Origin of the sequence: Streptomyces sp. NPDC086077, assembly GCF_040686175.1 — a bacterium.
Taxonomy (GTDB): Bacteria; Actinomycetota; Actinomycetes; order Streptomycetales; family Streptomycetaceae; genus Streptomyces.
Genome location: NZ_JBFBJT010000100.1, coordinates 1 through 26,571 on the forward strand (window position 1 = coordinate 1; position 26,571 = coordinate 26,571).

20 protein-coding genes and 2 pseudogenes are annotated in these 26,571 nt (G+C 71.7%); 12 read left to right on the top strand and 10 right to left on the bottom strand.

Annotation, left to right across the window (positions count from 1 at the left end):
• Positions 1–153: 153 nt before the first annotated feature.
• Positions 154–768 (bottom strand): TetR/AcrR family transcriptional regulator C-terminal ligand-binding domain-containing protein, encoded by a 615-nt coding sequence (locus AB0O67_RS25505; RefSeq protein ID WP_365454261.1) that lies wholly within the window; start codon positions 766–768, stop codon positions 154–156.
• A 177-nt stretch (positions 769–945) separates the two neighbouring features.
• Between AB0O67_RS25505 and AB0O67_RS25510 the strand changes: the two genes are divergently transcribed.
• Together AB0O67_RS25510 and AB0O67_RS25515 are read left to right on the top strand one after the other, a co-directional pair.
• Positions 946–1,788, top strand: a complete 843-nt coding sequence (locus AB0O67_RS25510) for a phosphatase PAP2 family protein (protein ID WP_365454264.1) — start codon at positions 946–948, stop codon at positions 1,786–1,788.
• Positions 1,785–2,681 (top strand): hypothetical protein, encoded by an 897-nt coding sequence (locus tag AB0O67_RS25515; RefSeq protein WP_365454267.1) that lies wholly within the window; start codon positions 1,785–1,787, stop codon positions 2,679–2,681. The genes AB0O67_RS25510 and AB0O67_RS25515 overlap by 4 nt, the downstream gene beginning before the upstream one ends.
• Before the next feature lie 19 nt (positions 2,682–2,700).
• Here AB0O67_RS25515 and AB0O67_RS25520 read toward each other — a convergent pair whose 3' ends face one another.
• Together AB0O67_RS25520 and AB0O67_RS25525 are read right to left on the bottom strand one after the other, a co-directional pair.
• A complete protein-coding gene (locus AB0O67_RS25520) occupies positions 2,701–4,752 on the bottom strand; it encodes a phosphocholine-specific phospholipase C (protein ID WP_365454270.1) in 2,052 nt (683 codons plus the stop codon).
• Positions 4,753–5,041: 289 nt separating this feature from the next.
• A complete protein-coding gene (locus tag AB0O67_RS25525; RefSeq protein ID WP_365454272.1) occupies positions 5,042–5,713 on the bottom strand; it encodes a hypothetical protein in 672 nt (223 codons plus the stop codon).
• 223 nt (positions 5,714–5,936) lie between these two features.
• On the opposite strand from AB0O67_RS25525, the gene AB0O67_RS25530 reads away from it, so the two are divergent.
• The 3 genes from AB0O67_RS25530 to AB0O67_RS25540 all read left to right on the top strand — a co-directional run bounded on the left by AB0O67_RS25530 (position 5,937) and on the right by AB0O67_RS25540 (position 7,622).
• On the top strand, positions 5,937–6,593 hold the full coding sequence (locus AB0O67_RS25530) for a helix-turn-helix transcriptional regulator (protein ID WP_365454275.1): 657 nt from the start codon (positions 5,937–5,939) through the stop codon (positions 6,591–6,593).
• 33 nt (positions 6,594–6,626) lie between these two features.
• A complete protein-coding gene (locus AB0O67_RS25535; RefSeq protein ID WP_365454317.1) occupies positions 6,627–7,157 on the top strand; it encodes a toxin-antitoxin system, toxin component in 531 nt (176 codons plus the stop codon).
• A 228-nt stretch (positions 7,158–7,385) separates the two neighbouring features.
• Positions 7,386–7,622, top strand: a complete 237-nt coding sequence (locus tag AB0O67_RS25540) for a hypothetical protein (RefSeq protein WP_365454278.1) — start codon at positions 7,386–7,388, stop codon at positions 7,620–7,622.
• 39 nt (positions 7,623–7,661) lie between these two features.
• Here the strand turns inward: AB0O67_RS25540 and AB0O67_RS25545 are convergent, their stop codons facing one another.
• Complete coding sequence (locus tag AB0O67_RS25545; protein ID WP_365454281.1) at positions 7,662–8,342, bottom strand: 4'-phosphopantetheinyl transferase superfamily protein; 681 nt, start codon at positions 8,340–8,342, stop codon at positions 7,662–7,664.
• Positions 8,339–9,199 carry a metallophosphoesterase gene (locus tag AB0O67_RS25550; protein WP_365454284.1) on the bottom strand — a complete coding sequence of 287 codons (861 nt, stop codon included), beginning with the start codon at positions 9,197–9,199 and terminating at the stop codon, positions 8,339–8,341. Before AB0O67_RS25550 ends, AB0O67_RS25545 begins: the two co-directional genes overlap by 4 nt.
• 293 nt (positions 9,200–9,492) lie before the next feature.
• Here AB0O67_RS25550 and AB0O67_RS25555 point away from each other — a divergent pair, with 293 nt between their 5' ends.
• Positions 9,493–10,614 (top strand): ATP-grasp domain-containing protein, encoded by a 1,122-nt coding sequence (locus tag AB0O67_RS25555; protein WP_365454287.1) that lies wholly within the window; start codon positions 9,493–9,495, stop codon positions 10,612–10,614.
• A gap of 278 nt (positions 10,615–10,892) precedes the next feature.
• Here the strand turns inward: AB0O67_RS25555 and AB0O67_RS25560 are convergent.
• The 5 genes and pseudogenes from AB0O67_RS25560 to AB0O67_RS25580 form a co-directional block, all read right to left on the bottom strand.
• Positions 10,893–11,561 (bottom strand): annotated as a pseudogene (locus AB0O67_RS25560) (sulfotransferase); the annotation flags it as partial.
• A gap of 201 nt (positions 11,562–11,762) precedes the next feature.
• Positions 11,763–11,966: pseudogene (locus AB0O67_RS25565) on the bottom strand (alpha-L-fucosidase); the annotation flags it as partial.
• 3 nt (positions 11,967–11,969) lie between these two features.
• Positions 11,970–15,011: a glycoside hydrolase family 38 C-terminal domain-containing protein gene (locus AB0O67_RS25570; protein WP_365454290.1), complete on the bottom strand. Its 3,042-nt coding sequence runs from the start codon at positions 15,009–15,011 to the stop codon at positions 11,970–11,972.
• Positions 15,012–15,075: 64 nt separating this feature from the next.
• Positions 15,076–16,416 carry a 6-phospho-beta-glucosidase gene (locus AB0O67_RS25575; protein ID WP_365454293.1) on the bottom strand — a complete coding sequence of 447 codons (1,341 nt, stop codon included), beginning with the start codon at positions 16,414–16,416 and terminating at the stop codon, positions 15,076–15,078.
• Positions 16,413–17,177, bottom strand: a complete 765-nt coding sequence (locus tag AB0O67_RS25580; RefSeq protein ID WP_365454296.1) for a DeoR/GlpR family DNA-binding transcription regulator — start codon at positions 17,175–17,177, stop codon at positions 16,413–16,415. Before AB0O67_RS25580 ends, AB0O67_RS25575 begins: the two co-directional genes overlap by 4 nt.
• Positions 17,178–17,304: 127 nt before the next feature.
• On the opposite strand from AB0O67_RS25580, the gene AB0O67_RS25585 reads away from it, so the two are divergent.
• The 6 genes from AB0O67_RS25585 to AB0O67_RS25610 all read left to right on the top strand — a co-directional run bounded on the left by AB0O67_RS25585 (position 17,305) and on the right by AB0O67_RS25610 (position 26,471).
• A complete protein-coding gene (locus AB0O67_RS25585; protein WP_365454299.1) occupies positions 17,305–18,324 on the top strand; it encodes a carbohydrate kinase family protein in 1,020 nt (339 codons plus the stop codon).
• Between the two features lie 60 nt (positions 18,325–18,384).
• Complete coding sequence (locus AB0O67_RS25590) at positions 18,385–19,671, top strand: extracellular solute-binding protein (RefSeq protein ID WP_365454302.1); 1,287 nt, start codon at positions 18,385–18,387, stop codon at positions 19,669–19,671.
• Complete coding sequence (locus AB0O67_RS25595) at positions 19,671–20,633, top strand: sugar ABC transporter permease (RefSeq protein ID WP_365454305.1); 963 nt, start codon at positions 19,671–19,673, stop codon at positions 20,631–20,633. The genes AB0O67_RS25590 and AB0O67_RS25595 overlap by 1 nt, the downstream gene beginning before the upstream one ends.
• A 15-nt stretch (positions 20,634–20,648) precedes the next feature.
• Positions 20,649–21,491, top strand: coding sequence for a carbohydrate ABC transporter permease (locus AB0O67_RS25600; RefSeq protein ID WP_365454308.1), 843 nt, complete (start codon positions 20,649–20,651; stop codon positions 21,489–21,491).
• Positions 21,488–24,409, top strand: coding sequence for a glycoside hydrolase family 2 TIM barrel-domain containing protein (locus tag AB0O67_RS25605; RefSeq protein WP_365454311.1), 2,922 nt, complete (start codon positions 21,488–21,490; stop codon positions 24,407–24,409). Before AB0O67_RS25600 ends, AB0O67_RS25605 begins: the two co-directional genes overlap by 4 nt.
• Before the next feature lie 664 nt (positions 24,410–25,073).
• Positions 25,074–26,471: a glycoside hydrolase family 16 protein gene (locus AB0O67_RS25610; protein ID WP_365454314.1), complete on the top strand. Its 1,398-nt coding sequence runs from the start codon at positions 25,074–25,076 to the stop codon at positions 26,469–26,471.
• Positions 26,472–26,571 lie beyond the last annotated feature (100 nt).

Sequence of the window (26,571 nt, forward strand, 5' to 3'; positions counted from 1 at the left end):
GTGGACCGTCCTGTTCGTCCTCGCGAACCAGGCGGGCGCCATCGTCGTCTCCCAGCTGTCCACCCGGCCGGGGTGCGCGCCGCCCCCGTCCCCACGGTGCGGCGCGAGCAGGCCGATCGTCCCGTCATCCCTGGGACGACGCGGCCTGGGTCTTCAGGTGAGTCCGAGCGCCGGCAGCACGGCGGACTCCACGAACTCCAGCAGAAAGTCCGGGTCGGCGTCCCGGCCCTCCAGCATGGGCCGCACCCGCAGCACGCCGAAGATCTGCGCGGCCACGTACGGCAGCGCCGGATGGTCGGCGGCGATCTCCCCGCGTTCCACCCCGCGCCGCAGGATCCTCTCGACCGCGGCGATCTCCGGCTCGACGAGCGTCTCGCGCAGCGCCCGCGCCAGCTCCTGGTCCTCCAGGACCGCGTGACCGAGCGCCTGGACGAGCCGGTGGTCCCGGCCGGACCACTCCCCCAGCACCCGCGCGACCTGCCGCAGGTCATCAGCCAGTGAGCCGCTGTCGATCCCCGCGAAGCACACCCGGCGCCGGGAGCGCAGCGCCGCCGCCACGAACTGGGGCTTGGTCTTCCACTGCCGGTACAGCGTGGACTTGCTGCACCGCGTGCTGGTGGCGACACCGTCCATGGTCACGGCGTCGTATCCGCACTCGCGGATCCGCTCGATCACCGCGTCGAAGAACTCCTGCTCGCGCTCCCGCGTCAGCTTGGAGCGGCTCGAGGCGCCGACCGTCTCCGGTCGGTCCGCGGCCTGCGACGTCATGGGTCCGTCTCCTCGCTCCGGTCACTTCCGGTCTGCGGCCAGGGGCCCGTGGTCCAGTGTGTCGTACGCAATCGATACGCCAGTGTACCGGTACTTAGGCGTATCGGTACACTGGCGTACCGGTACGTCACCGTATCGATGAGCTTTCAGCACCACCGTCAGTGAAGGGGCCGGGGGATGAATGCCCGCACCGAGCCTGCCGAGGACGACGCCGCGATAGCGCGCCCGCCTCTTGTCCGAGAGTTCCTGCTGGTCGCAGGACTCTTCCTCGTCTACAAGTCCATCCGGCTGCTCGCGACCGGCCACACCCAAGAGGCCTTCCGCAACGCACATCGGGTCTGGGACCTGGAACGGGCCGTCCACCTCCCGCCCGAGGGCTGGGTGCAGTCCCTGCTGCTGCACGGCGACACGCTGGTGCGGTCGGCGAACACCTACTACGCCACCGTCCACTTCCCCGCCACCGCGGCCTTCCTGGTCTGGCTGTACCTGCGGCGCCCCGAGCACTACGTCTGGGCCCGCCGGGTCCTGTCCGCGCTCACCGCCGCCGCACTGGTGGCGCATCTGACGTTCCCGCTCGCGCCACCGCGGATGCTCGCGGCGACGGGGCTGACGGACACCGGACAGGTGTACGGACCCTCCGTGTACGGCTCCCCCGAGACCGACCAGTTGTCGAACCAGTTCGCGGCCATGCCCTCGCTGCACTTCGGCTGGGCGCTGATGCTGGCCGTCGGCCTGATCGTGGCGACCCGCTCGCGGCTGCGCTGGCTGTGGCTGCTGCACCCCATGCTGACCCTGCTGGTGATCGTGGGCACCGCCAACCACTACTGGCTCGACGCGATCGTCGCGGCCGCGCTGCTGGCCGGGGCGCTCGCGCTGGGCCGGCCGGCGGGCCGCACGGCCGCGCCGGCCACCCGGGTCGTCGTACCGGCACGGCGGACGGCACAACGGACGGCACAGGCCGCGGCGCGGCGACCGCCACAACCGGTGCAGGAGCCGGCGCTCGTGGAGGCGGGGCGATGAGCGCCACCGTGCTCGCCGTCGTCCTGTCGCTGTTCTCCGCGGTCGCCTACGCGGCCGCCGCCGTCGCCCAGGAACGGCTCGCCGCCCGCTCCGCCGGCTCGGGCGTACTGCGCCTGCTGGGCAGCGCCGCGTGGTGGGTGTCGGTGGCGCTGAACGCCTCCGGCGCGGTGCTGCACGTAGTCGCCCTGAACTACGGACCGCTGACGGTGGTGCAGCCGCTCGGGGCGCTGACGCTGATCGCCGCGGTGCCGATGGGAGCCTGGCTCGCGGGAAAACGGGTCAGCGCGGTGGAGTGGCGGGGCACCTCCTTCACGCTGGCCGGTCTGGCCGCGCTGCTCGTGACGGCGTCCGGGCCCGCGCCCGACGACGCGCTCAGCGTGACCGAGGCGCTGACGGTCGCGGGGTCGGCGTCCGTGCTGATCTGCCTGCTGGCCCGGCCCGGAACCCGGCCCGGCCTGCGGCACGCCGGCGCGTCCGGGATCGCCTCCGGGGTGGGCTCCGCCCTCACCCAGACGGTGACGGTGGCCGCGACGGACTCCTCCGGCTCCGTGTTCAGCGCCCAGGTGGTGGGAGTGGCCCTGCTCGTCGCGGTGTTCGCGAGCGGCGGCGTGCTGCTGTCGCAGACCGCCTACCGTGGCGGGCTCGGCGCCCCGCTCGCGGTGGTGACCCTCAGCAATCCGTTGGCGGCCTCGGTGATCGGCCTGTCCCTGTTGGGCGAACGGCTCCAGGGTGGGGCGGCGGGAGTGCTGCTGGCCGTCGCGGGGGCGCTGCTGGCGTCCTGGGGCGTGGTGCTGCTGTCCCGGACGCCGTCCGGCGACCGCACCGTGCTGTCGTCCGAGCCGGAGACGCGGGTGCCCCGGCCGTCACGGCCGGGGCACCTCACGCCGCTCTGAGCGGCGCGGCGGATCCTGACTACTCCGTGACGATCGCCGGGTCGCTCACGCCCGGGCGCCCGTTGTCGACGTGCCCCGCGAAGCGCCGCAGGTACGCCGGGTCGGCGTCGGACGTGACCGTCAGGTCGTACCAGCGCCGGCTCTTCGACAGGTCGGCGACGTGCTTCACCGTCGAGCCGGGCCGCACCTTCAGGGTGTTCGTCCGGCCGGTGTAGCCGTCGACCAGCTTCAGCCGAGCCGTGCCGGAGCCCTGGTTGGTGAAGGTCAGCACGATGTCGTCACCGAAGTGGCGGGCGGTGACCTCCGGGCCGGCCACCTTGTTCGGGCCCCTGAAGACGCGCACGAACCCGTTGGGGCCGTGCACGGTCAGGTCGTAGGAGCCCTTGGAGTACACCGAGTTCCAGGTGTCGGAGAGGCTCTTGCCGGCCTCGGTGGTGTACTGCCACGGCCCGTCGGTGCGGTTTCCGGAGGTGACGAGGAACGCGGCACCGGCCTTCTCGCCGGAGGCGAAGCCGAGCGTGAACTTCCCGGCGGCCGCGTCCACCGCGCCGTCCACCAGCGGGGCGTACCTCAGCGGGCGGGCCGGGCGCAGGCCGCGCTCCTGCTTCGGCATGTCCGGGTCGGCCGGCGGCGTCGGACGGTAGTCCGGGTGACGCTCGCGGTCCGGCGGCTCGTAGGCGTCGGTGTCCGGCAGCTGGGCCGGCTCGGTGTCCTTGCGGGAGAAGTCGAAGGCCGACGTCAGGTCACCGCAGACGGCACGCCGCCAGGGCGAGATGTTCGGCTCCTTGACGCCGAAGCGGCGCTCCATGAAGCGGACGATCGAGGTGTGGTCGAGGGTCTCGGAGCAGACGTAGCCGCCCTTGCTCCACGGCGAGACGACCAGCATCGGCACCCGCGGGCCGAGACCGTAGGCGCCGGCCGGGCGCTTGCTGTCACCCGGGTGGACGTCCAGGGAGACGTCGACCGTGGACAGGCCCTGCGCGGCGGACTTCGGCGGCAACGGCGGCACCACGTGGTCGAAGAAGCCGTCGTTCTCGTCGTAGGTGATGAACAGGGCCGTCTTCGCCCACACCGCCGGGTTGGAGGTGAGCGCGTCCAGGACCTTGGCGATGTACCAGGCACCGTAGTTGGTCGGCCAGTTGGAGTGCTCGGTGAAGGCCTCGGGGGCGGCGATCCAGGAGATCTGCGGCAGCCGGTCGGCCACGACGTCGGCCTGGAGCTGGTCGAAGTAGCCGTCGCCGTTCTTGACGTCGGTGCCGGTGCGGGCCTTGTCGTACCAGGGGTCGCCCGGCTGGGCGTCGCGGTACCTGTTGAAGTACAGCAGCGAGTTGTCGCCGTAGTTGCCCCGGTAGGCGTCCTCGATCCAGCCCCAGGAGCCGGCCGCGTCCAGGCCGTCGCCGATGTCCTGGTAGATCTTCCAGGAGATCCCGGCCTGCTCCAGGCGCTCGGGGTACGTCGTCCAGTCGTAGCCCAGCTCGTCGTTGCCGAGGACCGGGCCGCCGCCCTTGCCGTCGTTGCCCGTGTGACCGGACCACATGTAGTAGCGGTTCGGGTCGGTGGAGCCGATGAACGAGCAGTGGTAGGCGTCGCAGACGGTGAAGGTGTCGGCGAGGGCGTAGTGGAACGGGATGTCCTCACGGGTGAGGTACGCCATGGTCGTGGTGCCCTTGGCGGGCAGCCACTTGTCGTACTTGCCCCCGTTGTAGGCCTGCTGGCCGTCGTTCCAGCCGTGCGGCAGGCCCTCCAGGAACTGCATGCCGAGGTCGTCGGCGTCCGGGTGGAAGGGCAGCACCTCCTTGCCGGCGTTCGCCTGGTGCCAGACCGACTTGCCGTTGTCGAGCTTCACCGGCCGCGGGTCGCCGAAGCCGCGGACGCCGCGCAGCTTGCCGAAGTAGTGATCGAAGGAACGGTTCTCCTGCATCAGGACGACAATGTGCTCGACATCCTCGATCGTCCCCTTGCGGTGGTTGGCCGGCAGTGCGGCGGCCCGCTCGATGCTGCTCGCCAGGGCGGTGAAGGCCGTGGTGGCCCCCGCGATCTGGAGGAACTTGCGCCGGTTTACTTCGGGCATGGCTGAGGGATCTCTCGTCCTGAAGGAGTTCGACCGGGCCGGATACTGACGAAATGCGCGCGGAAGGAGTGTTCCAAGAGCACCGAACGTCAGGGAAGGGTCCGATGGCGTCGCCGTGAAGGTCGCGAGTACGCGGAGGTCCTTCAGGGAGTGTCCAGGCCATCGCGGACGTCACATGCCAAACCGTCACCGGACGGCCGGCGGACGGAGGGGAGCGCCGGAGCTGTCGCGCCGTCACCCCCGGCCCGACCGTGGCGCCGTCGGCGACCTGAACGCCGACGGTGCCCGGTCAGGCCTCGGGGGTGGGTACCACCGTGAGATGGCTCTCGCAGCGACGGTCGCGGGACCGGCGACGGGGGGCGGGGGCGGGCCGGCGCGGCTCGCGCAGCACCATGGTGAGCCGGGTGCAGCCCATGTCCCTCAGGGTCCTGGGCGTCTCGGCGACGATCCGGCAGTCGGTGGCGCCCCAGCGGGGGTCGGGGTGCAGCAGCGGGCGCACCGCCCCGTCGTGCTCGACGGCGGCCTCACCGACGGCGCGCACCCAGTGCGGCAGCCCCTGCCGGTAGGCGGCCTCCATGATGGGGTCCTGCGCGATCTCGCGCCGGATGGCCTGCAGCCCGTGGTCGTGGCCGTGCCGCGCCACGGTGTCGGCGAAGTGCGCCAGCATCGGCAGGCACCAGCGCGACTCATGGTCCCCGAGCACATCGGCGGCGTCCGGGTGGAACAGCACGAACCTCAGGAAGTTCTCACCCGGCATGGCCGTCGGATGGGGCGCGACCCCGCGGAAGAGCGACGCGAACGCGCTGTTGGCCAGGACGACGTCCCAGCGGTGGTCGACGACCACGGACGGAAAGGGCACCGCCTCCATGAAGGCGGCGTAGTCCTGCAGATACGACTGCGCCTCGGAATCCTCGGGGACGGACCGCAACGCGGACCGCTGCCCTCCTGCCTGGTGTGCCATCGGGAGGTCACCCCTCTTGCCTATGCGGCCTTCACGCGGCGACCCGATCCTGCTGCCCCGAAGCTTGCCATGTCAACTATCGTGGCATTCCATGCCGGTTGACGGCTGGAATTGGCCACAGTTGTGGCGAGACCTGGATGTGAGTTCGAACCACCCGCTACTCTCCGGGAAGTTCACGGCAACCACTCGCGAGAAGTGTGTGAGAGACGTAGGAGACCTGTCGGTGACGGATGGCTACGAGGTTCCGGGCGCCACGGCGACGGCCACCCTGCCGGCCGTGATCGCACGCGTCACCGCGCTCGCCGACCGGCTGGGCGTACCGCACGCGGAGGTTTTCGACACCGCCCGGCTCTCCGTGGCCTGCGGCGTTCCCGAGTCCGTCGTCAGGGAGCTGCTGCGCGGCCGCCTTGCGGGCGAGCCCGATGTGCAGGCGCGCTTCCTGCAACGCCTGGACCTGCTGCGGCGCACCCGGCTGAAGGGCAACGGGCGCAAGTACACCCAGCAGGAGATCGCCGACGGCGCCGGGATGTCGCGGCAGCAGGCGGGCGCCCTCATCAACGGCGACCGGCGCCCCACCATGGAGCACTGCGACGCCATCCAGCGTTTCTTCCGGGTGCACGCCGGTTTCCTCACGGCCGAGGACCCGGAGGCGCTCGCGGACGTCCTCCAGCGCACCGAGCAGGAGCTGCTCCAGAAGCTCGCCGACCGGGAGCGGGAGGCGGCCGCGGCGGCCGACGACCCGCTGGAACGGCTGCTCCAGGACCACGGGGTGCGCGGAATCGCCTGGCGGGCCGCACAACTTCCCACCGACCAGCACCGCGACAAGGTCGCCGAATGGCTGGACATGCTCTTGGAGAGCGTCAAGCGGCCCGAGTCGTGATCCGGGAGAGAATCTGTGGGCATCGGTAAGGAAATGCGTCGTCTGTGCGGCGAGCTGGTCGCGGAGCTGGACCTGCCCGCGCCGGCGCGCCCGGCCGACCTGTACGCCGCGCTGTGCGACGGGATGAGCAGACGCCGCGGCCGCCCCGTCCACTTCCGTACGGCCGCCTTCCCGATCGGCACGGCCAGCGGGCTGTGGCTCGACATGGCCGACCAGGACCTCGTGGTCATCGAGGAACGCACCGCCCCCGACCACCAGTTGGTGATCCTCGGGCACGAGCTGTGGCACATGAAGGCCGGGCACTGCAGCCAACACGTCGAGGGCGCCGCGGTCGCGGCCCGTTTACTGGACGACAACGCCGACCTCCAGGCGACCGTGCTGAAGGTGGCCGCCCGCACCCGCTTCGACCTCGCCGACGAGAAGGAGGCGGAGAGCTTCGGGCTGCTGCTCGCCAGCAAGTGCCGGACATGGCTGGCGGGTTCGGCACTCCGCGGGCCGGTGCAGCGCGACCACCTCGCGGGGCGGATCGAGGCGTCGCTGGGCTACGTCGGTCCGAAGCACTAGAAGCGGCTGCGCCCCGCCGGTTCTCGGCCGAAACCCCTTCACACCGGCGCGGAGCAGCGCATTCGCGCCGCGCCGCGGTGCGTCGCGCCTCCGCTGAGCGGGCGAACCGGGGCGCCGCCGGGCCGGATTGTCAGTGGTGGACGGCAAGCTGGGAGTGCGCCGTCGAGTGTGGGGGCGTACGTGCCGTTGCGGCACGTGTTGCGACGACGAGGCGGGGAGAGCCGACCGATGCCCACTGCCGTACTGACCGACCGGGAACGCACCGCCGTGCAGGCCTATCTGCGCCTGCTGCACACCGTACGAGCGGCGTTCGACACGGCGGCCGGGCCGCCGGAAGCCCGCCGGCCACCCCTCGTCCCGCCCGCCGTTATCGCCGAGGCGGAACAGGCGCTGGCGGAGGCCGGCCTGACGGGCAACGAGGAGGAGTTCTTCCGGCTGCTGCAGAGCTGGTGCCCAGAGCACTGAGCCCGGCGAAGGGGGGCAGGAAGCAGGGGCCGCACGCCGTCAGGCGTGCGGCACCGTCACCGAGGTGGCCACCAGACCCCGCTGGATCGTCCACCGGCCGTCGAAGGCGCCGAGCCGACGGCCGTCGACCACGGGACCGGGCACGAGGAGCTCGGCCTGGAAGCGGCCGTGCCGCGTCCCCTCGGGGCCGACGGCGATCTCGATGTCGGCCTCCGAGAAGTCCAGCCACTTCCCGGTGAGCGGGAACCACGCCTTGTACACGGACTCCTTGGCGCTGAAGAGCAGACGCTCCCAGTGGACGCCCGGGTGGCGCGCCGTCAGCAGGCTCAGCCGCTCCTGCTCGCCCGGGAGCGCGACGGCCTCCAGCACACCCGCCGGGAGCGGCTCGTGCGGCTCGGCGTCTATGCCGAGCGAGGCCAGATCGGTCTCACGGACCAGCGCCGCCGCGCCGTAGCCCTCGCAGTGGGTCATGCTGCCGACGAGCCCGGCCGGCCAGCCGGGGGCGCCGCGCTCGCCGGGCAGGACGGCCTGCGGGGGCACCCCGAGCTTCTCCATGGCACGGCGGGCACAGGCGCGTACGACGGCGAACTCGCGCCGCCGTTTGACGACGGCCCGCGCGACGATCGCCGCCTCCTGCGGGTACAGCGGCGCGGGCTCGCTCCCGTCGTCGCCGTGCACCTCCACGGACACGACCGAGGCGGGCAGCAGCTCCTCGATCACGGCGTCGTGTCCTCCTTCGGCAGGATGCGGCGCAGCCGGCCCGGCGGCTCCTCGCGCCCCCGCCACTCACGCGGATAGCCCACCGACACCTCCTCGAAGCGGACGCCGTCGTGCCAGGTGGTCCGGGGGATGTGGAGGTGCCCGTAGACCATCGTCTCCACTCGGAACCGGCGGTGCCAGTCGGCCGTCAGCCGCGTGCCGCACCACATGGCGAACTCGGGGTACCACAGGACCTCGGTCGGGTGACGGTCCAGCGGGTAGTGGTTGACCAGCACTGTCGGCAGGTCCTCGGGGATCTCGGCGAGCCGCCGCTCGGTCTGCTCGACCCGGGCCCGGCACCACTCCTCGCGCGTGGGGTAGGGGTCGGGGTGCAGCAGATGCTCGTCGTTGCAGACGACGCCGGTCGAGTGCGCGTAGGCCAGGCCCTCGTCCTTCGTCGTGCAGCCGGCGGGCAGGAAGGAGTAGTCGTACAGCAGGAACAGCGGCGCCACGGCCACCGGGCCGCCGAGGCCGTCCCAGACCGGGTACGGGTCCTCGGGGGTCGTCACGCCGAGCTCGCGGCACATCCGGACCAGGTGCTCGTAGCGTGCGACGCCACGCAGGGTGACGGGGTCGGACGGGTGGGTCCACAGTTCGTGGTTGCCCGGGACCCAGATCACCTTGGCGAAGCGGCCGGCGAGGAGCTCCAGGGCCCAGTGGACGCGGGACACGCTCTCCGCCACGTCGCCGGCCACCAGCAGCCAGTCGTCGTCGGTGTCGGGGCGCATCTTCTCCACCAGCTCGCGGTTCTCCGCGTACCCGATGTGCAGGTCGCTGATGGCCAGCAGCTGTCCGGCACCACCGGCCGTCGATGTCACCTCTGCCCCCTCACGATCACACGGAGGCACCACGACAACACATGCGCGCCCCGGTCGGCAAGGGCCACCGGAGTGTATTGGGGGTTATCAGGAACCCCCACGACGTGTGGGCGGGATCGGCGATTCCGTAACCCGCATGTTGCACGCGGCGGTCCCGCGAAGCCGTATGATCGCCCCAACACCAACGCCCACGAACCCCCCTTCACGCAAGGGCGATCCGGTGTTCCTCCCAACACCCCCAGGCCGGGCCGGCCCCGCTCCGCCGTGCCCGCGAACCGTGAAAGGCGGCCTGCATGGTCTCTCGCGTACGCGTCTGGCTCAACCGCACGTACGCGGAGAACGTGTTCTTCATGGATCAGCTGCGGAGAAATCCCAGCGACCGGGCCGTCGAGATCCATGCCACCCACAGCGACCCCGACTCCCCCGTCCTCGCCGCCGCCGACACCGCCGACCTGGAGCCGGAGGGACTGTCCCCCGCGGCGTACGTCGAATTCGCCCTGAACGTGTGCGCCAGGCGCTCGGTCGACGTGTTCGTGCCGCGTCTGCACCAGGCGGCCGTCGTGGCGCACCGCGCCGAGTTCGAGGCGGTCGGCACGGCGCTGCTGGCGCCGCCGCCGGAGGCCGTGGCCGTCTTCCACGACAAGGTGATCGCCTACGAGGCCGTCCAGGCGATCGGAGTGCCGGTGCCGCCGTGGTGGCGGGTCCGCAGCGCCGGCGAACTTCTCGCCGCTGTCGAGGAGTTGGAGGCGGGCGGGCACAAGGCCTGCTTCAAGCCGGCGTCCGGTGCGGGCGGGGTGGGCTTCCGCGTGATCACACGCGCCCCCTTCTCGCTGCTGCACCTCGGCGGGTTCCCCACGCCCTACGTCCAGCTCGACCTGGTGCTGGAGGCGCTGCGGCAGGCCGACGAGCCGGTGGACTGGCTGGTGATGCCCCGGCTGGAGCAGCCGGAGGTGTCCGTCGACTGCCTCACCGGGCGCGACAACATGGTCCGGCTGGCCGTCGGGCGGACGAAGAGCGGGCGCCGTCGCGGGTTCACGCTGCACGAGCAGTTCCTGGAGCCGGCGCGGCGGATCGCCGAGGGGTTCGGGCTGCACCACCTCTCCAACATCCAGTTCCGGATGTTCGGCGATCAGCCGGTGCTGATGGATGTCAACACCCGTCCGGCCGGCGGGCTGCACCAGTTGTCGCTGTGCGGGGTCAACGCCCCCTGGGCCGCCGTACGGCTGGCCCTGGGCGACGACCCCGGCGAGGTCGTGCCGCCGTTCCTCGGCCAGGACTACACGGTCGTGTCCGCTCCTCGGCAGCTGCGGCCGGTCTCCGTCCCGGCGCAGCGCCGGGAGGAGTCGGCTCCCGTGCTGCCGGCCGTTCCCGCACCGGCGCCTGTCGGGTCCGGGGCGCGGGTTCTGCCGTTGTAGGTGATGCGCCGGGTGCGGGTCGTGGGGGCTCGTCGCGCAGGTCCCCGCGCCCCTTCCCCGGCGTTCGGGCCGGGTCGGGTACGACGGCTAGACCGGGTACCCCACCCATTCGCCAACTCCGCCAGTCTGGACGGGAGTCGGGTCGAGTGATCGGCTACGGGGGCGGGCTGGATACGGCCCGACTTGATCGTGCTGCTCCAGTCACCGAGCTGGGGGCGGAACCGGCCGTGGTCGCGGCTGCCGTAGTCGATGCATGCCGCTCTCCCATCGACTCCGAGGTACTCGCACACGCCGCGCGTCGCCCGCTCCGGCTCGGCGGTCAGGTCCTCGTACGTGATCACATGGGCGTCGAGGTTCTGGCGCGCCTCCTCCAGCTTCTCCGCGTAGTCCAGGACCTCGGCGTTGATGGCCGCCAGGTCGGGCTCCTCACGGCGGTCCATCAGCGAGGCGACGATCGCGCCCGGGTGGCGGAGCAGCAGGATGTGGCGGGCGCTCGGCCGACATCACTCCAGTCGCGGCCAGACGAGGGTGTTGGGCGGCGTCTTGTCCACGATGACGTCCTTGCCGCTGCGGGCCAGTTCCAGGTGCAGGATGCGGTCCCACAGGACGTGCTCCAGCTCCTCCTTGTCGAGCTGGAGTTCCTGCATGGCGGCCGCGGTGAAGCTGCGGGTCAGCTGCACATGGACGGTGCGCAGATGCATCTCGTGCGGGGCGCGGACGCGGCTGTGGCTGTTGAGCAGGACCCGCAGCAGGGTCGAGCCGGAGCGCACCGAGGACAGCACGAAGACCGGTGACTCCACCAGCCGCGGAGCGCGCGGCGCGGTGAACGCGGGCTTCGGCGTGCCCGCCCGGGGTGCGGGAATCGCGTTCAGGGCACGGCGCGGTGGGCTCACCGCCTGGATCATCAGCCTCCCTCGACGCCTCAGTCCCTTGCCGATCAAAGACATACGCGGGTCTCGCACCGTGCCACCTCTCTGTTGCGCCGTGCCTCCCAATGTCACGGGCCCGGCGCACGCGGTCAGAACCGGCCCGATCCGCGGTACAGCTGAAGTTCCCCCTCCAGTTCCACGGCGAGGACCGTGGCGTGCGGGTCGAGGTCGGCGGCGGCGGGCGGCTCGATCCAGAGCACGCCGGGGCTCTCGTGCAGCCGCGCCGGCGCTCGCGAAGAGCTTCGCCCAGGCCCGCGGGTCGTAGCGGGAGGCCGTGAAGCGGTCCAGCTGGGACATGTACCTGTCGTAGGGCACGATGTCGTCGTAGAACGACCAGGACTCCTGGACGCCGTCCACGGCGTAGATCCCCCAGTGGACGAAGATCCCCAGCTTGGCGTCGGTGAACCACTGCTGCATCGGCACGGGTCAGCCCCTCCGCAGGCGCAGCGTGAGGATCTGGAAGGGTCGCAGAGTGACGGCGACTTCGTCGCCGTCGATGTCCGCGTCCTGGAGCGGTCGCTCCAGCAGGTCGGTCACCTGGGCGCCCGCGAGCGGGAAGCCGGTGCGCAGGACGCCGGCGGCCCGGCCGCCGCGGCACTCGTAGAGCCGTACGACGACGTCGCCGGAGCGGTCGTCGGCGAGCTTCACGGCCTCGACGGTCACGCCCTCGCCGGTCACGGAGACGACGGGCCGCGGGGCTCCGGCCGAGTCCGCGACGCGCAGGGGGAGGTTGAGGGCGTAGCCCTCGGCGACCGCGTCCTCGACGCTCGCTCCGGGCAGCAGCGCGTAGGTGAAGCGGTGGCGGCCCTGGTCGGCCTGCGGGTCGGGGACGCGCGGGGCGCGGACCAGGCTGAGGGCGACGGTGGTGGTCGTACCGCCGTCCTCGCGGACCGTGCGGGAGACGTCATGGCCGTACGTCGAGTCGTTGAGGACCGCGACGCCGTAGCCGGGTTCGGCGATGTGCACCCAGCGGTGGCCGGAGACCTCGAAGCGGGCCGACTCCCAGCTGGTGTTGGTGTGCGTGGGGCGCTGGACGTGGCCGAACTGGATCTCGGCGGACGAGTGGGGGGCGCGGACGTCCACCGGGAAGGCCGCCTTGAGGATCTTCTCGGCTTCGTGCCAGTCGATCTCGGTCTCGATGTCGACGCGGGGACTGCCGGAGCGGAGGATGATCGTCTGGGTGATCCGCGAACCCCGGCCGAAGGAGCGCTCGACCTTCAGGGCGCCGAGCAGGGGGTCCCGCTCCACGACGGTGATCGACTCGGCGTCCAGCAGGTCGGTGTAGCGGTTCTTGTAGTGCTTGTCGATGTCCCAGGCGTCCCAGTGGTTGGGCAGGTCCGTGTGCAGGCGCAGCAGGTTGCCCGGCCCGGCGAGAACCTCACGGCCGGCGCGGAGGTCGCGGACGGAGGCGAGGGTGCCGTCGTCGGCGAGCTCGACGCGGACGAGGCCGTTGTCGAGGGTGCGGTCGGTGACGGTCACCGTGTCGTGGGTGGGGGTGTCGCCCAGCGGCGCGCTGCCGCCCGCCGGCACCCGCGCCACGCCGAGCCTGCCGTCGGTCCCGCGGACCACCTCGTCCCGGTCGAACGGGCTGGTGTTGAACACCCGTGCCTCGCCGGTGCCCAGCGCCGCCAGCGCGTCCCGCGTCAGCGTCTCCAGCTCCTCGGCGACGCGCGCGTACTCCGCCTCCGCCTCCCGGTGCACCCACGCGATGGACGAGCCCGGCAGGATGTCGTGGAACTGGTGGAGCAGGACCGTCTTCCAGAGGCGGTCGAGCCGCTCGTACGGGTAGGCGTGGCCCGGCGCGTGCAGGGCCGCCGTCGTCGCCCACAACTCCGCCTCGCGCAGCCGGTGTTCGCTGCGGCGGTTGCCCTGCTTGGTGCGGGCCTGGGTGGTGTACGTGGCGCGGTGCAGCTCCAGGTACAGCTCGCCGGCCCACACGGGGGCGTCCGGGTACTCCTCGCGGGCGGCGGCGAAGAAGGCGTCCGGGTGCTCGACGCGGACCTTCGCGGAGCCCTCCAGGTCGGCCAGGCGCCGGGCGCGCTCCAGCATCTCGCGGGTGGGCCCGCCGCCGCCGTCACCGTGGCCGAAGGGCGCCAGGGACGTCGTACCGCGGCCCTTGTCCTGGTAGTTGCGGACCGCGTGGGCCATCTCCTTGCCGGAGAACTCGACGTTGTAGGTGTCGACCGGCGGGAAGTGCGTGAAGACGCGGGTGCCGTCGATGCCCTCCCACCAGAAGGTGTGGTGCGGGAACTTGTTGGTCTGGTTCCAGGAGATCTTCTGGGTGAGGAACCAGTCGTTGCCTGCGAGCCGGGCGAGCTGCGGGTAGGCGGCGGTGTAGCCGAAGGAGTCCGGCAGCCACACGCCCTTGGTCTCGATGCCGAACTGCTCCATGAAGAAGCGCTTGCCGTGGATCAGCTGGCGTGCCATGGCCTCGCCGCCGGGCAGGTTGCCGTCGGCCTCCACCCACATGCCACCGACCGGCGCCCAGCTGCCGTCGGCGACGGCCTTCTTGATCCGCTCCCAGACCTGCGGGTAGTTGTCGCGCACCCATTCGTACTGCTGGGCCTGCGAGCAGGCGAAGACGAACTCCTCGTACTCCTCGGCGAGCGCGGTGACGTTGGAGAAGGTGCGGGAGGTCTTGCGCTTGGTCTCACGGATCGGCCACAGCCATGCCGAGTCGATGTGCGCGTGGCCGACGGCGGAGAGGGTGTGCGCGCTGGCGTGCGCGGGCTTGGCGAGGACGGGGCGCAGCACGTCGCGGGCGTCCGCCGCCGTGCCCGCGACGTCGTCGAGGTCGAGGGCGTCCATCGCGCGGTCCAGCGCGTGCGCGATCTCGTGCCGGCGCGGGTCGTGCTCGACCAGCTCCAGCATCAGTTCGCGCAGCACCTGGACGTCGAGGAAGAGGTGCCAGACCTCCTCGTCGAGGATCGCGAGGTCGGCGCGGCGGAAGGTGTAGAGGGGCTCGTCCCCGGCGGTGAGGACGTCGCCGAGGGGGGTCGGCGCAGCGAAGTCGTTCGCCAGGATGTCGGGGTTGGAGGCCGCCTCGACCAGATAGTCGACCGATTCCCCGCCCACCGCCGGGTGCGCGACCGGCACGTACTGGTTCTGCGGGTTGACCGCCTTCAGCGGGGTGCCGTCCGCGCGGTGGACCAGGGCCTCGGCCTGGTTGCCCGGCCAGTCGCCGACGAAGCCGAGGTCGATGACCGCCTCGACGCGTCGGCCCGCCCAGTCGGCCGGCACCTGCCCGCGCATCCGGAACCAGGTGGTGCCCCAGGGCGGGCCCCAGGGGGTGTCCATGGCGAAGGGCGCGTACGGGGCGGCGGCGGCCTCCGTGAACGGCACCGGCTCGCCCGGCGCCTGCCAGGACTCGACCGTGAGCGGAACGGTGGCCGCGTAGATCGCGGGCCTGATGCGCTGGTTGTGGACGCGCTCGACGCGCTCCTCGATCCGGCGGCGTTCGTCGTGCATGGGACAACCCCTCCTGAGGGCTCTGCTTGAGGACCTGAGGGCTCTGCTGGAAGACCCGAGCGCCCTACTTGAGGTACGACAGGCCGGGGTGGACGGCCCTGTAGCCGTCGACGAGCCGCCGGGCCACTCCCACCGAGTCGACCAGCGGATGCAGCGCGAAGGCCTTCACGGCCGTCGTGCGGGAGCCGGAACCGGCGGCCGACAGCACCTCGCGCTCGACGGCCTTCACCGCGCAGACCAGGCCGGTGGCGTGGTCCGGCAGCGGGTCCGCGGCCACCGGGTGCGCGCCGTTGGCGTCGACCAGGCACGGCACCTCGATCACCGCCTCGGTGTCGAGCACCGAGAGCGTGCCGCGGTTGCGGACGTTGAGGATGAGCGTCGTGCGCTCGTCCCGGGCGATGGCCCGCATCAGCGCGAGGGCCACCTTCTCGTAGCCGCCGGAGAGGTCGTCGGCGTCGCGCTCGCCGGCGCCCGCCGTCTCGCGGTTCTCCGCCATGTAGGTGGCCTCGCGCTCGGCGCGGGTGCGGTCCCAGGCCCGGAGCGCGGAGGCGTCCGGGTCGCGCGTCTGCTCGTAGAAGCGGGCCTGCTGGTCGCGTAGGAAGGCGCCGCGGGTCTGTTCGGCCTCCTGGTAGGCGCGGACGGCTTCCCGGTTGAAGTAGTAGTAGTGCAGGTACTCGTTGGGGATCGCGCCCAGCGAGCGCAGCCATTCGGTGCCGAAGAGCTTGCCCTCCTCGAAGGAGCCGAGCAATTCGGGATCGGCGAGCAGGCGCGGCAGTTCGTCGCGGCCGGCGACGCGCAGACCGCGCACCCAGCCGAGGTGGTTGAGGCCGACGTAGTCGATCCACGCCTCGGCGGGGTTCGTCACGCCGAGCACGCGGGCGATCCGGCGGCCGAGGCCGACCGGCGAGTCGCAGATGCCGATGACGCGGTCGCCGAGGTGGCGGGACATGGCCTCGGTGACCAGTCCGGCCGGGTTGGTGAAGTTGATGACCCAGGCGTCGGGGGCGAGGCGCGCGACGCGACGCGCGATGTCGACCGCCACCGGCACGGTCCGCAGACCGTAGGCGATGCCGCCCGCGCCGACCGTCTCCTGGCCGAGGACGCCCTCCGCGAGCGCCACCCGCTCGTCGTGGGCGCGGCCCTCCAGACCGCCGACGCGGATCGCGGAGAACACGAAGTCGGCGCCGCGCAGGGCCTCGTCCAGATCGGTGGTCGCGGTGACCTCGGGCGCGCCGGGCACCCCGGCGGCCTGTTCGGCCAGGACGCGGGTGACCGCGTGCAGCCGGCCGGCGTCCAGGTCGTGGAGCACGACGTGCGTGACCCGGCCCTCGGCGTGGTCGCCGAGGAGCGCCCCGTACACGAGCGGCACCCGGAATCCGCCGCCGCCCAGAATCGTCAGCCTCACGCTTGCACCTCTCCTGCCACGACCACGCGGACTCCGGCCTCCTCCAGGGAGGACCGGGTCGGCGCGTTCACCGGCGCGTTCGTCACCACCACGTCCAGGTCCTCGGGACCGCACACCTTCGCCATGCCCGTACCCGGGAACTTCGCGGCGTCGGCGAGCAGGACGACCTGGTCACCGGCCTTGATCATGGCGCGTTTGACCGGCACCTCGACGACCGTGGTGTCCATCACCTGTCCCCCGGGCCGCACCCCGCTGGTGCCGAGGAAGAGCCAGTCGGCGTGCAGCTGGCGGAGGTTGTCCTCGGTGAGGAAGCCCACCAGGGAGCGGTACTCGCGGCGGAGCATGCCGCCGAGCAGCACCAGTTGGATGCCCTCGTCGTCGGCGAGTTCCTCGTAGACCACCAGGTTGCTGGTGATCACCGTGAGCCGGCGGCCGTGCAGCTGCCGGGCCAGCCGGTAGGCGGTGGTGCCGATGTCGAGCAGCACCGACTGACCGTCCTCGATCATCGCGGCCGCGTGCACGGCTATGGCGTCCTTCGCGGGCACGCGCACTTCGGCGACCTCGGCGAAGGGCTGGTCGCCCTCCTCGGCCACGGCGCCGCCGTGGACCCGCGTGAGCAGGCCGTCCTCCTCCAGCTTCACCAGGTCACGGCGGACGGTGGCGGGGCTCACCCCCAGTTGCTCGGAGAGGTCGGTCACGGCAGCGGGGCCGCCGGACCGCAGGGCCCGCAGGATGAGTTGGTGTCGTCGTTCTGCCAGCACGCGATGCACAGTACTCGTCATCTTCAATCACCGCCATGCTCATTTCTGCTCGGGTATTGACCAAACTCCGCGAGGAGCGCACGATTCCGGTCACCGAATTGAAGAGTTCTGACGAGAGGACGTTTCCGTGGACGACGACCGGCCCGATGTGCTGCTGACCGGGCTGCTCTTCTACGACCTCGTCCTCACGGGTCTGGGCAGGCCCCCCACGCCGGGCGAGGAGATCTGGACGGCCGGCATGGGCTGCGGCCCCGGCGGGATCGCCAACCTTGCGGTGGCCGCCGCCCGGTTCGGTCTGCGCACCTCCCTGGCCACGGTGTTCGGCGACGACTTCTACGGCGCGTACTGCCGGGAGGTCCTGGCCGGCCAGGAGGGCGTCGGCCTCTCCCGGTCCCGCACCGCGGAGGGCTGGCACACCCCGGTCACCGTCTCCCTGGCCACCGGTCACGACCGGGCCCTCGTCACCCACGGCCAGGTGCCGCCGTACTCGCAGGACGCCTTGATGGCCGACCCGCCGCAGGCGCGGACCGCGCTCGTGCACCTGGAGGCGGAACCTCGCGAGTGGCTGGCGAAGGCGGCCGCGAACGGCACGCGGATCTACGCCGACGTCGGCTGGGACCCCACGCAGGAGTGGTCCCGCGACCTGCTCGGCCAGCTCGCCCTGTGCCACGCCTTCCTCCCCAACGAGACCGAGGCGATGGCCTACACCCGCACCGACAGCGCGGCGGCGGCCCTCGGCAGGCTCGGCGAACTGGTGCCGGTCGCGGTCATCACGCGCGGCGGCGACGGCGCGATGGCCGTCGACCAGACGACGGGCGAGTACGCGGACGTCCCCGCCCTCGACGTCGACGTCCTGGACGCCACCGGCGCCGGGGACGTCTTCGGCGCGAGCTTCGTCGCGGCCTCGCTCGGCGGCTGGCCGCTGGAGGAGCGGCTGCGTTTCGCCGTCCTGGCCGCCGGCCTGTCCGTGGGCCACCACGGCGGCGCCCTGGCCGCGCCCGGCTGGTACGGCGTCCACCGGTGGTGGCGCTCGCTGTCCGACCCCGGCCTGCGGCGGACGTACGGCTTCCTGGCGGACCGGCTGCCGGCGGATCCCGGGCCGCCCGTCGCCCACGCCCCGGTCACCCCGCCCGCACGACAGCACTGACTCCCCCCACTTGCCCGTCTCATGCGAAGTCCCGAACAGATCCGAAAGGCGGTGGGAGCTGTGCGGCTCTCACGAAGAGGCCTGCTGCGCGCGGGCCTGGCCGGTACGGCCGCCGCGGCGCTCGGCGGCCTGACGTCCGGCTGCGCCGTCCCGACCGGCTCGACCGGCCGGAACATGGTCCTGTGGTACTGGAGCGGCGGTCTGAGCGACACCGTCGTCAAGGAGGCCAAGGCGCGTTATGACAACGTCGTCAGTCTCAAGGCCCAGCAGATCGGCGGCTACTACCGCTCCAAGCTGATCACCACGATGGCCGGCCGCGCCCACATACCCGACATGGCGGGGCTCAAGGGCGAGGACATGGCGTCGTACCTGCCGAACGCCGACCAGTTCGTGGACCTGCGCACGCTCGGCGCGGAGAAGCTCAAGAGCCGGTACCTGGACTGGAAGTGGCAGCAGGCAGTCGCGCCGGACGGCAGTCTGATCGGGTTCCCGATCGACGTGGGTCCGGTGGTGCAGTACTACCAGCCCGCCGTCTACGACAGGGCAGGGCTGCCGTCCGAGCCCGAGGACGTCTCGCGGGAGATGGACACCTGGGAGAAGTTCTTCACGGCCGGCGAGCAGCTGAGGAAGCGGGTGCCGGGCACGTACATCCTGACCGACGTCGGCAGCGTCTTCGAGATGTCGATCGGCCAGGGAACCACACGGTTCGTCGACCGGGACCGCGTCTTCATCGGCGACGGCGAGCACGTCCGTGCCTGCTGGGACCGGGCCGTGGAGGCCAAGCGGCGCGGGATCGTCTCCGACATCGTGACAGGCACGCCGGACTCGATCTCGGCCACCGAGAAGGGGCAACTGCCCAGCCAGCTCAACGCCTCCTGGGCGGCGGGCGACCTCAAGCTCCAGTACCCGAAGACCGAGGGCAGATGGCGGGTCGCCGACTGCCCGGGCGGCCCCTCGAACGTCGGCGGCTCGTTCCTCGCGATCACCAAGGCGTGCCGGGAGCCGGAGCGGGCCTTCGAGATCATCACTTGGATGCTCGGCGCGGACAACCAGGCTCAGGGCTTCGTCGAGGCCGGCCTGTTCCCGTCCACCCCGGCCTCGTACGGGATGGCGAAGCTGCGCGAGCCCGACCCGTTCTTCGGCGACCAGATCACGATGGACGTCTTCGGTCCGGCCGCGGAGCAGATCCCGGTCGCCTTCAACAGCCCGTACGACATCGCGCTCGGGCAGCCGATCCGGGACGAGATCAAGAACGTCGGTGTCCTCGGCAAGGACCCCCGCACAGCCTGGAGGGACGCCATGAGCAAGTGCCGGCGGATCGCGGACCACCTGGGGGTGAGCTACTGATGGCGACGCTCCCCGCGGTGGAGAGGCCCCCGGCGGCCGTGGCGGACCCGCCCGCCGCGCGGCCCCGCACCGGCATCCGCAAGTACTGGCACCTCTACGCCGCGATCTCCCCCTTCTACCTCCTCTTCCTCGCCTTCGGCCTGGTCCCCGTCGGCTTCTCGCTCTTCCTCTCCTTCCACCGCTGGGACGGCCTGGGCTCGATGGAGTGGGCGGGCCTCGCGCAGTACCAGTACCTGCTGACCGACGCCGACTTCTGGAGCTCGATCGGCAACACGCTGATCATCTGGGCGCTGGCCACCTTCCCCATGATCTTCCTGGCGATGGTGACGGCGGTGATGCTCAACTCGGCGGTGCGGTTCAAAAACGTCTACCGCTTCGCGTACTTCCTGCCGAACGTGACCTCGATCGTCGCGGTCGCCATCATCTTCAGCTCGGTCTTCTCCACCAACTTCGGTTTGATGAACGCCCTGTTGCAGGCCGTGGGGCTGGACCAGGTGGCATGGCTGAACACGCCGTGGGGCATCAAGGTCGCCGTCGCGACGCTGATGACCTGGCAGTGGACCGGCTACAACGCGATCATCTTCCTCGCCGGCCTCCAGACCGTCCCGGGCGAACTGTACGAGGCGGCCAGGATGGACGGCGCCGGCCCTGTGCAGACGTTCTTCCGGATCACGCTGCCACTGATGCGGCCGGTGCTGCTGTTCGTGCTCGTCATCTCGACGGTCACCGGTCTGCAGAGCTTCGCCGAACCACAGGTGCTGCTCCAGACCAACACGAACGAGTCGACCTTCGCCGGCGGCCCGGACCACGCGGGCCGGACAATGGTCCTCTACTTCTTCCAGCAGACCTTCGACAACAACGACTTCGGCTACGGCGCCGCCGTGGCGTGGGGGATCTTCCTCGTCGTCGTGCTCTTCTCGATCATCAACTGGCGGCTGGTGCAGCGCCGGGGCGAAGACTAGGGAGGCCCCCGCACCATGGCATCCACCATCAAGGGCTCCCGGCGCCGGGGCATCGCACTCCACGTGGTGCTGGTCCTCGGGCTGCTGCTGTCGGCCTTCCCCTTCTACTGGGCCGTGATCATGTCGACCCGCACGTCGACCGAGATCTTCTCCTACCCGCCCAAGCTGCTGCCCGGCTCGCACTTCGGCGAGAACGTCCGCCACCTCTTCGACAACATCGACTTCTTCGGCTCGATGCTCAACTCGCTGCTGGTGGCCGTCTCGGTGACGGTGCTGGTGCTGTTCTTCGACTCGCTGGCGGCCTTCGTCTTCGCCAAGTTCCACTTCCCCGGCCGGGGGGTGCTGTTCGGGCTGCTGATGGCCATCTTCATGGTGCCGGCGCAGCTGGCGGCCATCCCGCAGTTCGTGATCATGGCGAAGATCGGCTGGATCGGTTCCATGACCGCGCTGATCGTCCCGGCCGCGGCCAACGCGTTCGGCATCTTCTGGATGCGCCAGTACATGAAGGGCGCGATCCACGACGAGCTGCTGGACGCCTCGAAGCTGGACGGCGCCGGGTTCCTGCGCCAGTACTGGCACGTGGCGCTGCCGGTGGTGCGGCCGGGCCTGGCCTTCCTCGGCATCTTCACGTTCATGGCCCAGTGGAACGACTACGCCTGGCCCTTGATCGCCCTCACCAACCCCGACAACGTCACCCTCCAGGTCGCCCTCTCCCAGCTCAACGGCAACCACGGCACCACCGACTACGGCATGGTGATGACCGGCGCCCTGCTCGCGCTGATCCCGCTGCTGATCGTCTTCGCCATCGGCGCCCGGCAGATCATCGGCGACCTCGCCAAGGGGGCAGTCCGCGAATGAGCGCGCCCTTCTCCTGGCTCCGCCCCTGGGAGGCACCCGAGGTGACCTCATGGGGGCGGCTGCCGATGTGTGCCGTCGACCGGCGTCACCAGGCCGTCCCGCTGGACGGCGAGTGGAGCTTCCAGCTGCTGCCCGCGCCGGACGCGCCGGTGGGCGACGCATGGGGCTCGTCGCGGGTGCCGGGCGCCTGGACCCTCCAGGGCACGGATGATCTGCCGCAGTACACGAACGTGCGGATGCCGTTCGCGCAGTTCCCGCCGCACGCGCCCGCCGCCAACCCCACCGGGGTGTACGAGCGTGCGGTCGACGTGCCGGGCGGGTGGGCCGGGCGGCGGATCGTGCTGCAGGTGGGCGCGGCCGAGAGCGTGCTGCTCGTGCAGGTGGACGGCCGGCCGGTGGGGATCTCCAAGGACTCGCACCTGGCGGCGGAGTTCGACCTGACGCAGGTCGTGCGCCCCGGCTCGTCCGCCGTGGTCCGGCTGACCGTCGTCAAGTGGTCGGACGCCTCGCACATCGAGGACCAGGACCAGTGGTGGCACGGCGGGATCACCCGGCCGGTGCTGCTGTACGCCACGGACCCGCTGTACCTGGCGGACGTGACCGTGCGGGCACGGCGCGACGGTGACCTGCGGGTGGACTGCCAGGTGCGGAACGCGCGCGGCGGGTTGCCCGAGGGGTGGTACGTCGACGGGGAGCTGGAGGGCCGGCCGCTCACGCGCGACGCGGAGTTCGACCGGGCCAACGCCGAGGACGAGCGGGTCTCCGGCTTCCTCGGCGAGGCGCGCCTGCGCGCCACGGTGCCCGACGTGCGCGCCTGGACCGCCGAGACGCCCGAGCTGTACGGCCTGACCGTCCGGCTGCACCGCGCCGACGGGACGGTCGCCGACTCCTCGTACCACCGCGTCGGCTTCCGGGACGTCGAGATCGCCGGCCGGGACCTGCTGATCAACGGGGAGCGGGTGTTCGTCCGGGGGGTGAACCGGCACGACTTCCATCCGCTGACCGGCCGCACGGTGTCGTACGACGACATGCGCGCGGACCTCGTGCTGCTGAAGCGCTTCGGCTTCAACGCGATCCGCACCGCCCACTACCCGAACGACCCCGCCCTGTACGACCTGGCCGACGAGCTGGGCCTCTACGTCGTCGACGAGGCGGACGTCGAGTCGCACGACCACGCCCACGAGATCGCCGACGACCCGCGCTATCTGGCCGCTTTCGTGGACCGCGTCTCGCGGATGGTGCTGCGGGACAAGAACCACCCCTCGGTCATCATCTGGTCGCTGGGCAACGAGTCCGACTACGGCGCGAACCACGACGCGGCGGCCGGGTGGGTTCGGCGGCACGACCCCACCCGGCCGCTGCAGTACGAGGGCGCCGCCAAGCGCGGCTGGGCGGACCCGGACGTGGCGTCCGACATCGCCTGCCCGATGTACGCGCCGATCGAGGAGTGTGTCGCGCACGCGCTGTCCGGGCGGCAGACGAAGCCGCTCATCCAGTGCGAGTACTCGCACGCCATGGGCAACAGCAACGGCACCCTGGCCGACCACTGGGCCGCCATCGAGGCCACCCCGGGTCTTCAGGGCGGCTTCATCTGGGAGTTCTGGGACCACGGCATTCTCCAGGACGTGAGCGACGGAAGACCGGCCGGGCGCGCGGGCGCCGGGCTCTACGAGCGTGGTGTCGCCGCGCCCGGCCACCGCTGGGCGTACGGCGGCGACTTCGGCGAGGTGCCCCACGACGGCGCCTTCATCGCGGACGGCGTCGTCTTCCCGGACCGGACGCCCAAGCCGGTGCTGTACGAGCACCGCGAGATCGCGGCACCGGTGCGGCTGGAGTGCCTCCGGCACGAGGGGCCGGTGATCCGCAACCACCAGCACTTCCGTGGCCTGGACTGGCTGGCCGCCGAGTGGCAGCTGTCCCTCGCGGACGGCCGGACGCTGAGCGCACCGGCCGACCTCCCCGAGCTGCGGCCGGGTGAGACGGCGGCGGTGCCCTTGCCGTTCGAGCTGCCCGAGGACGCGGACGAGGCCTGGCTGACGCTGCGGGTGACGACCGCGCGGGACGAGCCGTGGGCGCCGCGCGGCACCGTCGTGTGCCTGCCCCAGGTACGGCTCCGGGCGGCCCGCGTGCGGCGGAACCTTCCGGTGGCCGACCGGACCGTCGAGGTCGACACGGACGGGCTGCTGGTCCACCCCCTGCTGCTCGCCGCCCCCACGCTGTCGCTGTGGCGGGCGCCCACCGACAACGACGAGCTGGGCGGCATGGCGGACCGCTGGCGGGAGTGGGGGCTCACCGCGCCCGCCCGCCGGCTGGTCGCCGTGCGCCGGGCGGGCGCGAGCGTCGGCGTGCTCGCCGAGTACGTCTGCGAGGCCGGCGTCGTCCGGCACGAGCAGGTGTTCACGGCCGTCGAGGGCGGGATCCACGTCGAGGAGTCGGCGCAGCTGCCCGCGACGCTGGACGACGTGGCCCGGGTCGGGTCGGTGTTCGAGACGGTGGCCGGGCTGAACCTGCTGGAATGGTTCGGGCAGGGGCCCTGGGAGTCGTATCCGGACCGCAGCGCGGGCGCGCCGGTCGGCCATCACGCACTCCCCGTGGACGAGTTGTTCACCCCGTATCTGCGACCGCAGGAGAGCGGCGGCCGGCACGGCGTACGGCAGTTCAGGCTGTCGGCGCCGGACGCCACCGGCCTCGCGGTGGAGCTGGGGCGGCCCAGCCAGATCTCCGTCACCCGCCACCGTGCCGCGGACCTCGCCGCGGCCTCCCACCACGACGAACTCGTCCCGCGGGACGGCTGCGTCGTGCACATCGACGCCGCCCACCGCGGCCTGGGCACCGCCTCGTGCGGGCCCGACACCGCGCCGGAGTACCTCGTCCCGACCGGCACCCACCGCTGGGGCTGGACCCTGCGCGTGCTCTGACCCGCCGGTCACGCACGCGCCGGGCGACGGTGACCCGTGGACGGACACGTGGTTCTCTTCGAACCCCGCCTTCGTGGATGTGACAGGAGCCCGGAGCGTCAACTGAGCCCCTTCACCGCCTTGTTGACCGCTTGACCGCCTTCACGGCCAGCGCGCCTCCACCGCGGGCGCGCCGAGCTGGGCGGAGACGGGCACGTCGTCCACGGACCCCCTGGGCGGCGGCCGGGGGCTCGCCTCCCGGGCGGACGGCTCGCTGCGACGACCGCCGTCGCCAGGATCCAGCCGGTCTCTGCCGGCGTCAGGTCGTTGGTCTCACCCACGCGGGGACTTCGACGTGCCGCGTTCGACCTGTCAATCGCCGTGCCGAGCAGGCCATGCCGCCCCGATGCCGGCTCGTGCCGCCCGGCGGGCGCCCGGCCACCCCTCCGACTTCGTCGACTCGAACCCGTCGCGGAAATCTTCGGCCGACGCCCGAGCGGTCCGCCTTCATCACTTGAACTCCCCTGCCCCGCAACCACTTTCTCGGTTGCACCTCTTGACGGCCGCGGTGCCCGGGAGCACATTGTCCGCGCACCCCTTGTCTGAGAGCGCTCTCAAACACCCCTCACGGGTGCTCTCGGACAGGGCCTGCGCGGATACCGACTCCCGTACCGAGAGGCACCCCATGAGCGAAACCTCCGGCACTCCCCGCAGACGCGGGCCCTACCGGCGGGCCCTCCTCGCCGTCCTGAGCACGCTGGGCCTCGCCGCGCTCGCCGCCACGACGGTGACACCGAGCGCGACCGCCGCCGCGCCGCCGCCCCCGTCGGGCTGGACGCGGGTCTTCGTCGACGACTTCGACGGGGCCGCCGGCTCCGGCGTCAACACAACCAACTGGCAGTACGCGACCGGGAAGGGCTACCCGGGCGGCCCCACCAACTGGGGCACCGGCGAAATCGAGACGATGACGTCCAGCACCAGCAACGTCTCCCTGGACGGCAGCGGCAACCTCCGCATCACCCCGCGCCGCGACGCCGCCGGCAACTGGACGTCGGGCCGCATCGAGACCAACCGCACCGACTTCCAGCCCCCGGCCGGCGGCACCCTGCGCGTCGAGGCGCGCATCCAGATGCCCAACGTGACCGGCGCCGCCGCCCGCGGCTACTGGCCCGCCTTCTGGATGCTGGGCGCGCCGTTCCGCGGCAACTACTGGAACTGGCCGGGCGTCGGAGAACTGGACATCCTGGAGAACGTCCAGGGCCTCAACACCGTCTGGTCGACGATGCACTGCGGCACCTCACCCGGCGGCCCGTGCAACGAGACCACCGGCATCGGCGGTTCGGCGCCCTGCCCCGGCTCCACCTGCCAGTCCGGCTTCCACACGTACCGCATGGAGTGGGACCGCTCGAACAGCGTCGAGGAGATCCGCTTCTACGTCGACAGCACGCACTTCCACACCGTGCGGGAGAACCAGGTCGACGCGACCACCTGGACGAACGCCACGGACCACGGCTTCTTCATCATCCTCAACGTGGCGATGGGCGGCGGCTTCGTGGACGCGTTCGGCGGCGGCCCGGACGCGGCCACGGTGCCGGGTCACCCGATGGTCGTCGACTACGTCCAGGTGCTGTCGTCCCAGGGGGGCGGTACCACGCCCCCTCCGACCGGCAACCGGGACGCCTACGGCACCATCCAGGCCGAGTCCCACGACGGGCAGTCCGGCACGATGACCGAAGGGACCTCCGACACGGGCGGCGGCCAGAACATCGGCGCGCTGGCAGGCGGTGACTGGGCGCTGTACCGGGGCGTCGACTTCGGTTCCGCACCGGCCAGGCAGTTCAGCGCCCGGGTCGCGAGCGGCGCCGGACCGGGCGTGAGCGGGCTGGTCGAGGTGCGCCTGGACAGCCGTACCAGTGCGCCCGTCGGCAGCTTCGCGGTCGGCAACACCGGCGGCTGGCAGTCGTGGCGCACGATCCCCGCCAACATCTCGTCGGTGACGGGCACCCACGACGTCTACCTGACCTTCACCAGCGGCCAGCCGGCCGACTTCGTGAACGTGAACTGGTTCACCTTCGGCCGCTGAGCGGCCGTTCCACCCCGGGCGGGGGGGCGCCCCGCGCGGGGGCCCCCGCCCCGGGGGGCGGGGGGGGGGGGGTTTGTTGGGGGGCCGGGGGGGCCCCCGC

What these genes read in the sequence shown, in the direction of transcription:
- AB0O67_RS25510 (WP_365454264.1), top strand. Translation starts at nt 946, where the DNA reads ATGAATGCCCGCACCGAGCCTGCCGAGGACGACGCCGCGATAGCGCGC.
- AB0O67_RS25555 (WP_365454287.1), top strand. Translation starts at nt 9,493, where the DNA reads ATGGTCTCTCGCGTACGCGTCTGGCTCAACCGCACGTACGCGGAGAAC.
- AB0O67_RS25525 (WP_365454272.1), bottom strand. Translation starts at nt 5,713, where the DNA reads ATGGCACACCAGGCAGGAGGGCAGCGGTCCGCGTTGCGGTCCGTCCCC.
- AB0O67_RS25600 (WP_365454308.1), top strand. Translation starts at nt 20,649, where the DNA reads ATGGCATCCACCATCAAGGGCTCCCGGCGCCGGGGCATCGCACTCCAC.
- AB0O67_RS25540 (WP_365454278.1), top strand. Translation starts at nt 7,386, where the DNA reads ATGCCCACTGCCGTACTGACCGACCGGGAACGCACCGCCGTGCAGGCC.
- AB0O67_RS25610 (WP_365454314.1), top strand. Translation starts at nt 25,074, where the DNA reads ATGAGCGAAACCTCCGGCACTCCCCGCAGACGCGGGCCCTACCGGCGG.
- AB0O67_RS25535 (WP_365454317.1), top strand. Translation starts at nt 6,627, where the DNA reads ATGCGTCGTCTGTGCGGCGAGCTGGTCGCGGAGCTGGACCTGCCCGCG.
- AB0O67_RS25515 (WP_365454267.1), top strand. Translation starts at nt 1,785, where the DNA reads ATGAGCGCCACCGTGCTCGCCGTCGTCCTGTCGCTGTTCTCCGCGGTC.
- AB0O67_RS25605 (WP_365454311.1), top strand. Translation starts at nt 21,488, where the DNA reads ATGAGCGCGCCCTTCTCCTGGCTCCGCCCCTGGGAGGCACCCGAGGTG.
- AB0O67_RS25505 (WP_365454261.1), bottom strand. Translation starts at nt 768, where the DNA reads ATGACGTCGCAGGCCGCGGACCGACCGGAGACGGTCGGCGCCTCGAGC.
- AB0O67_RS25570 (WP_365454290.1), bottom strand. Translation starts at nt 15,011, where the DNA reads ATGCACGACGAACGCCGCCGGATCGAGGAGCGCGTCGAGCGCGTCCAC.
- AB0O67_RS25595 (WP_365454305.1), top strand. Translation starts at nt 19,671, where the DNA reads ATGGCGACGCTCCCCGCGGTGGAGAGGCCCCCGGCGGCCGTGGCGGAC.
- AB0O67_RS25520 (WP_365454270.1), bottom strand. Translation starts at nt 4,752, where the DNA reads ATGCCCGAAGTAAACCGGCGCAAGTTCCTCCAGATCGCGGGGGCCACC.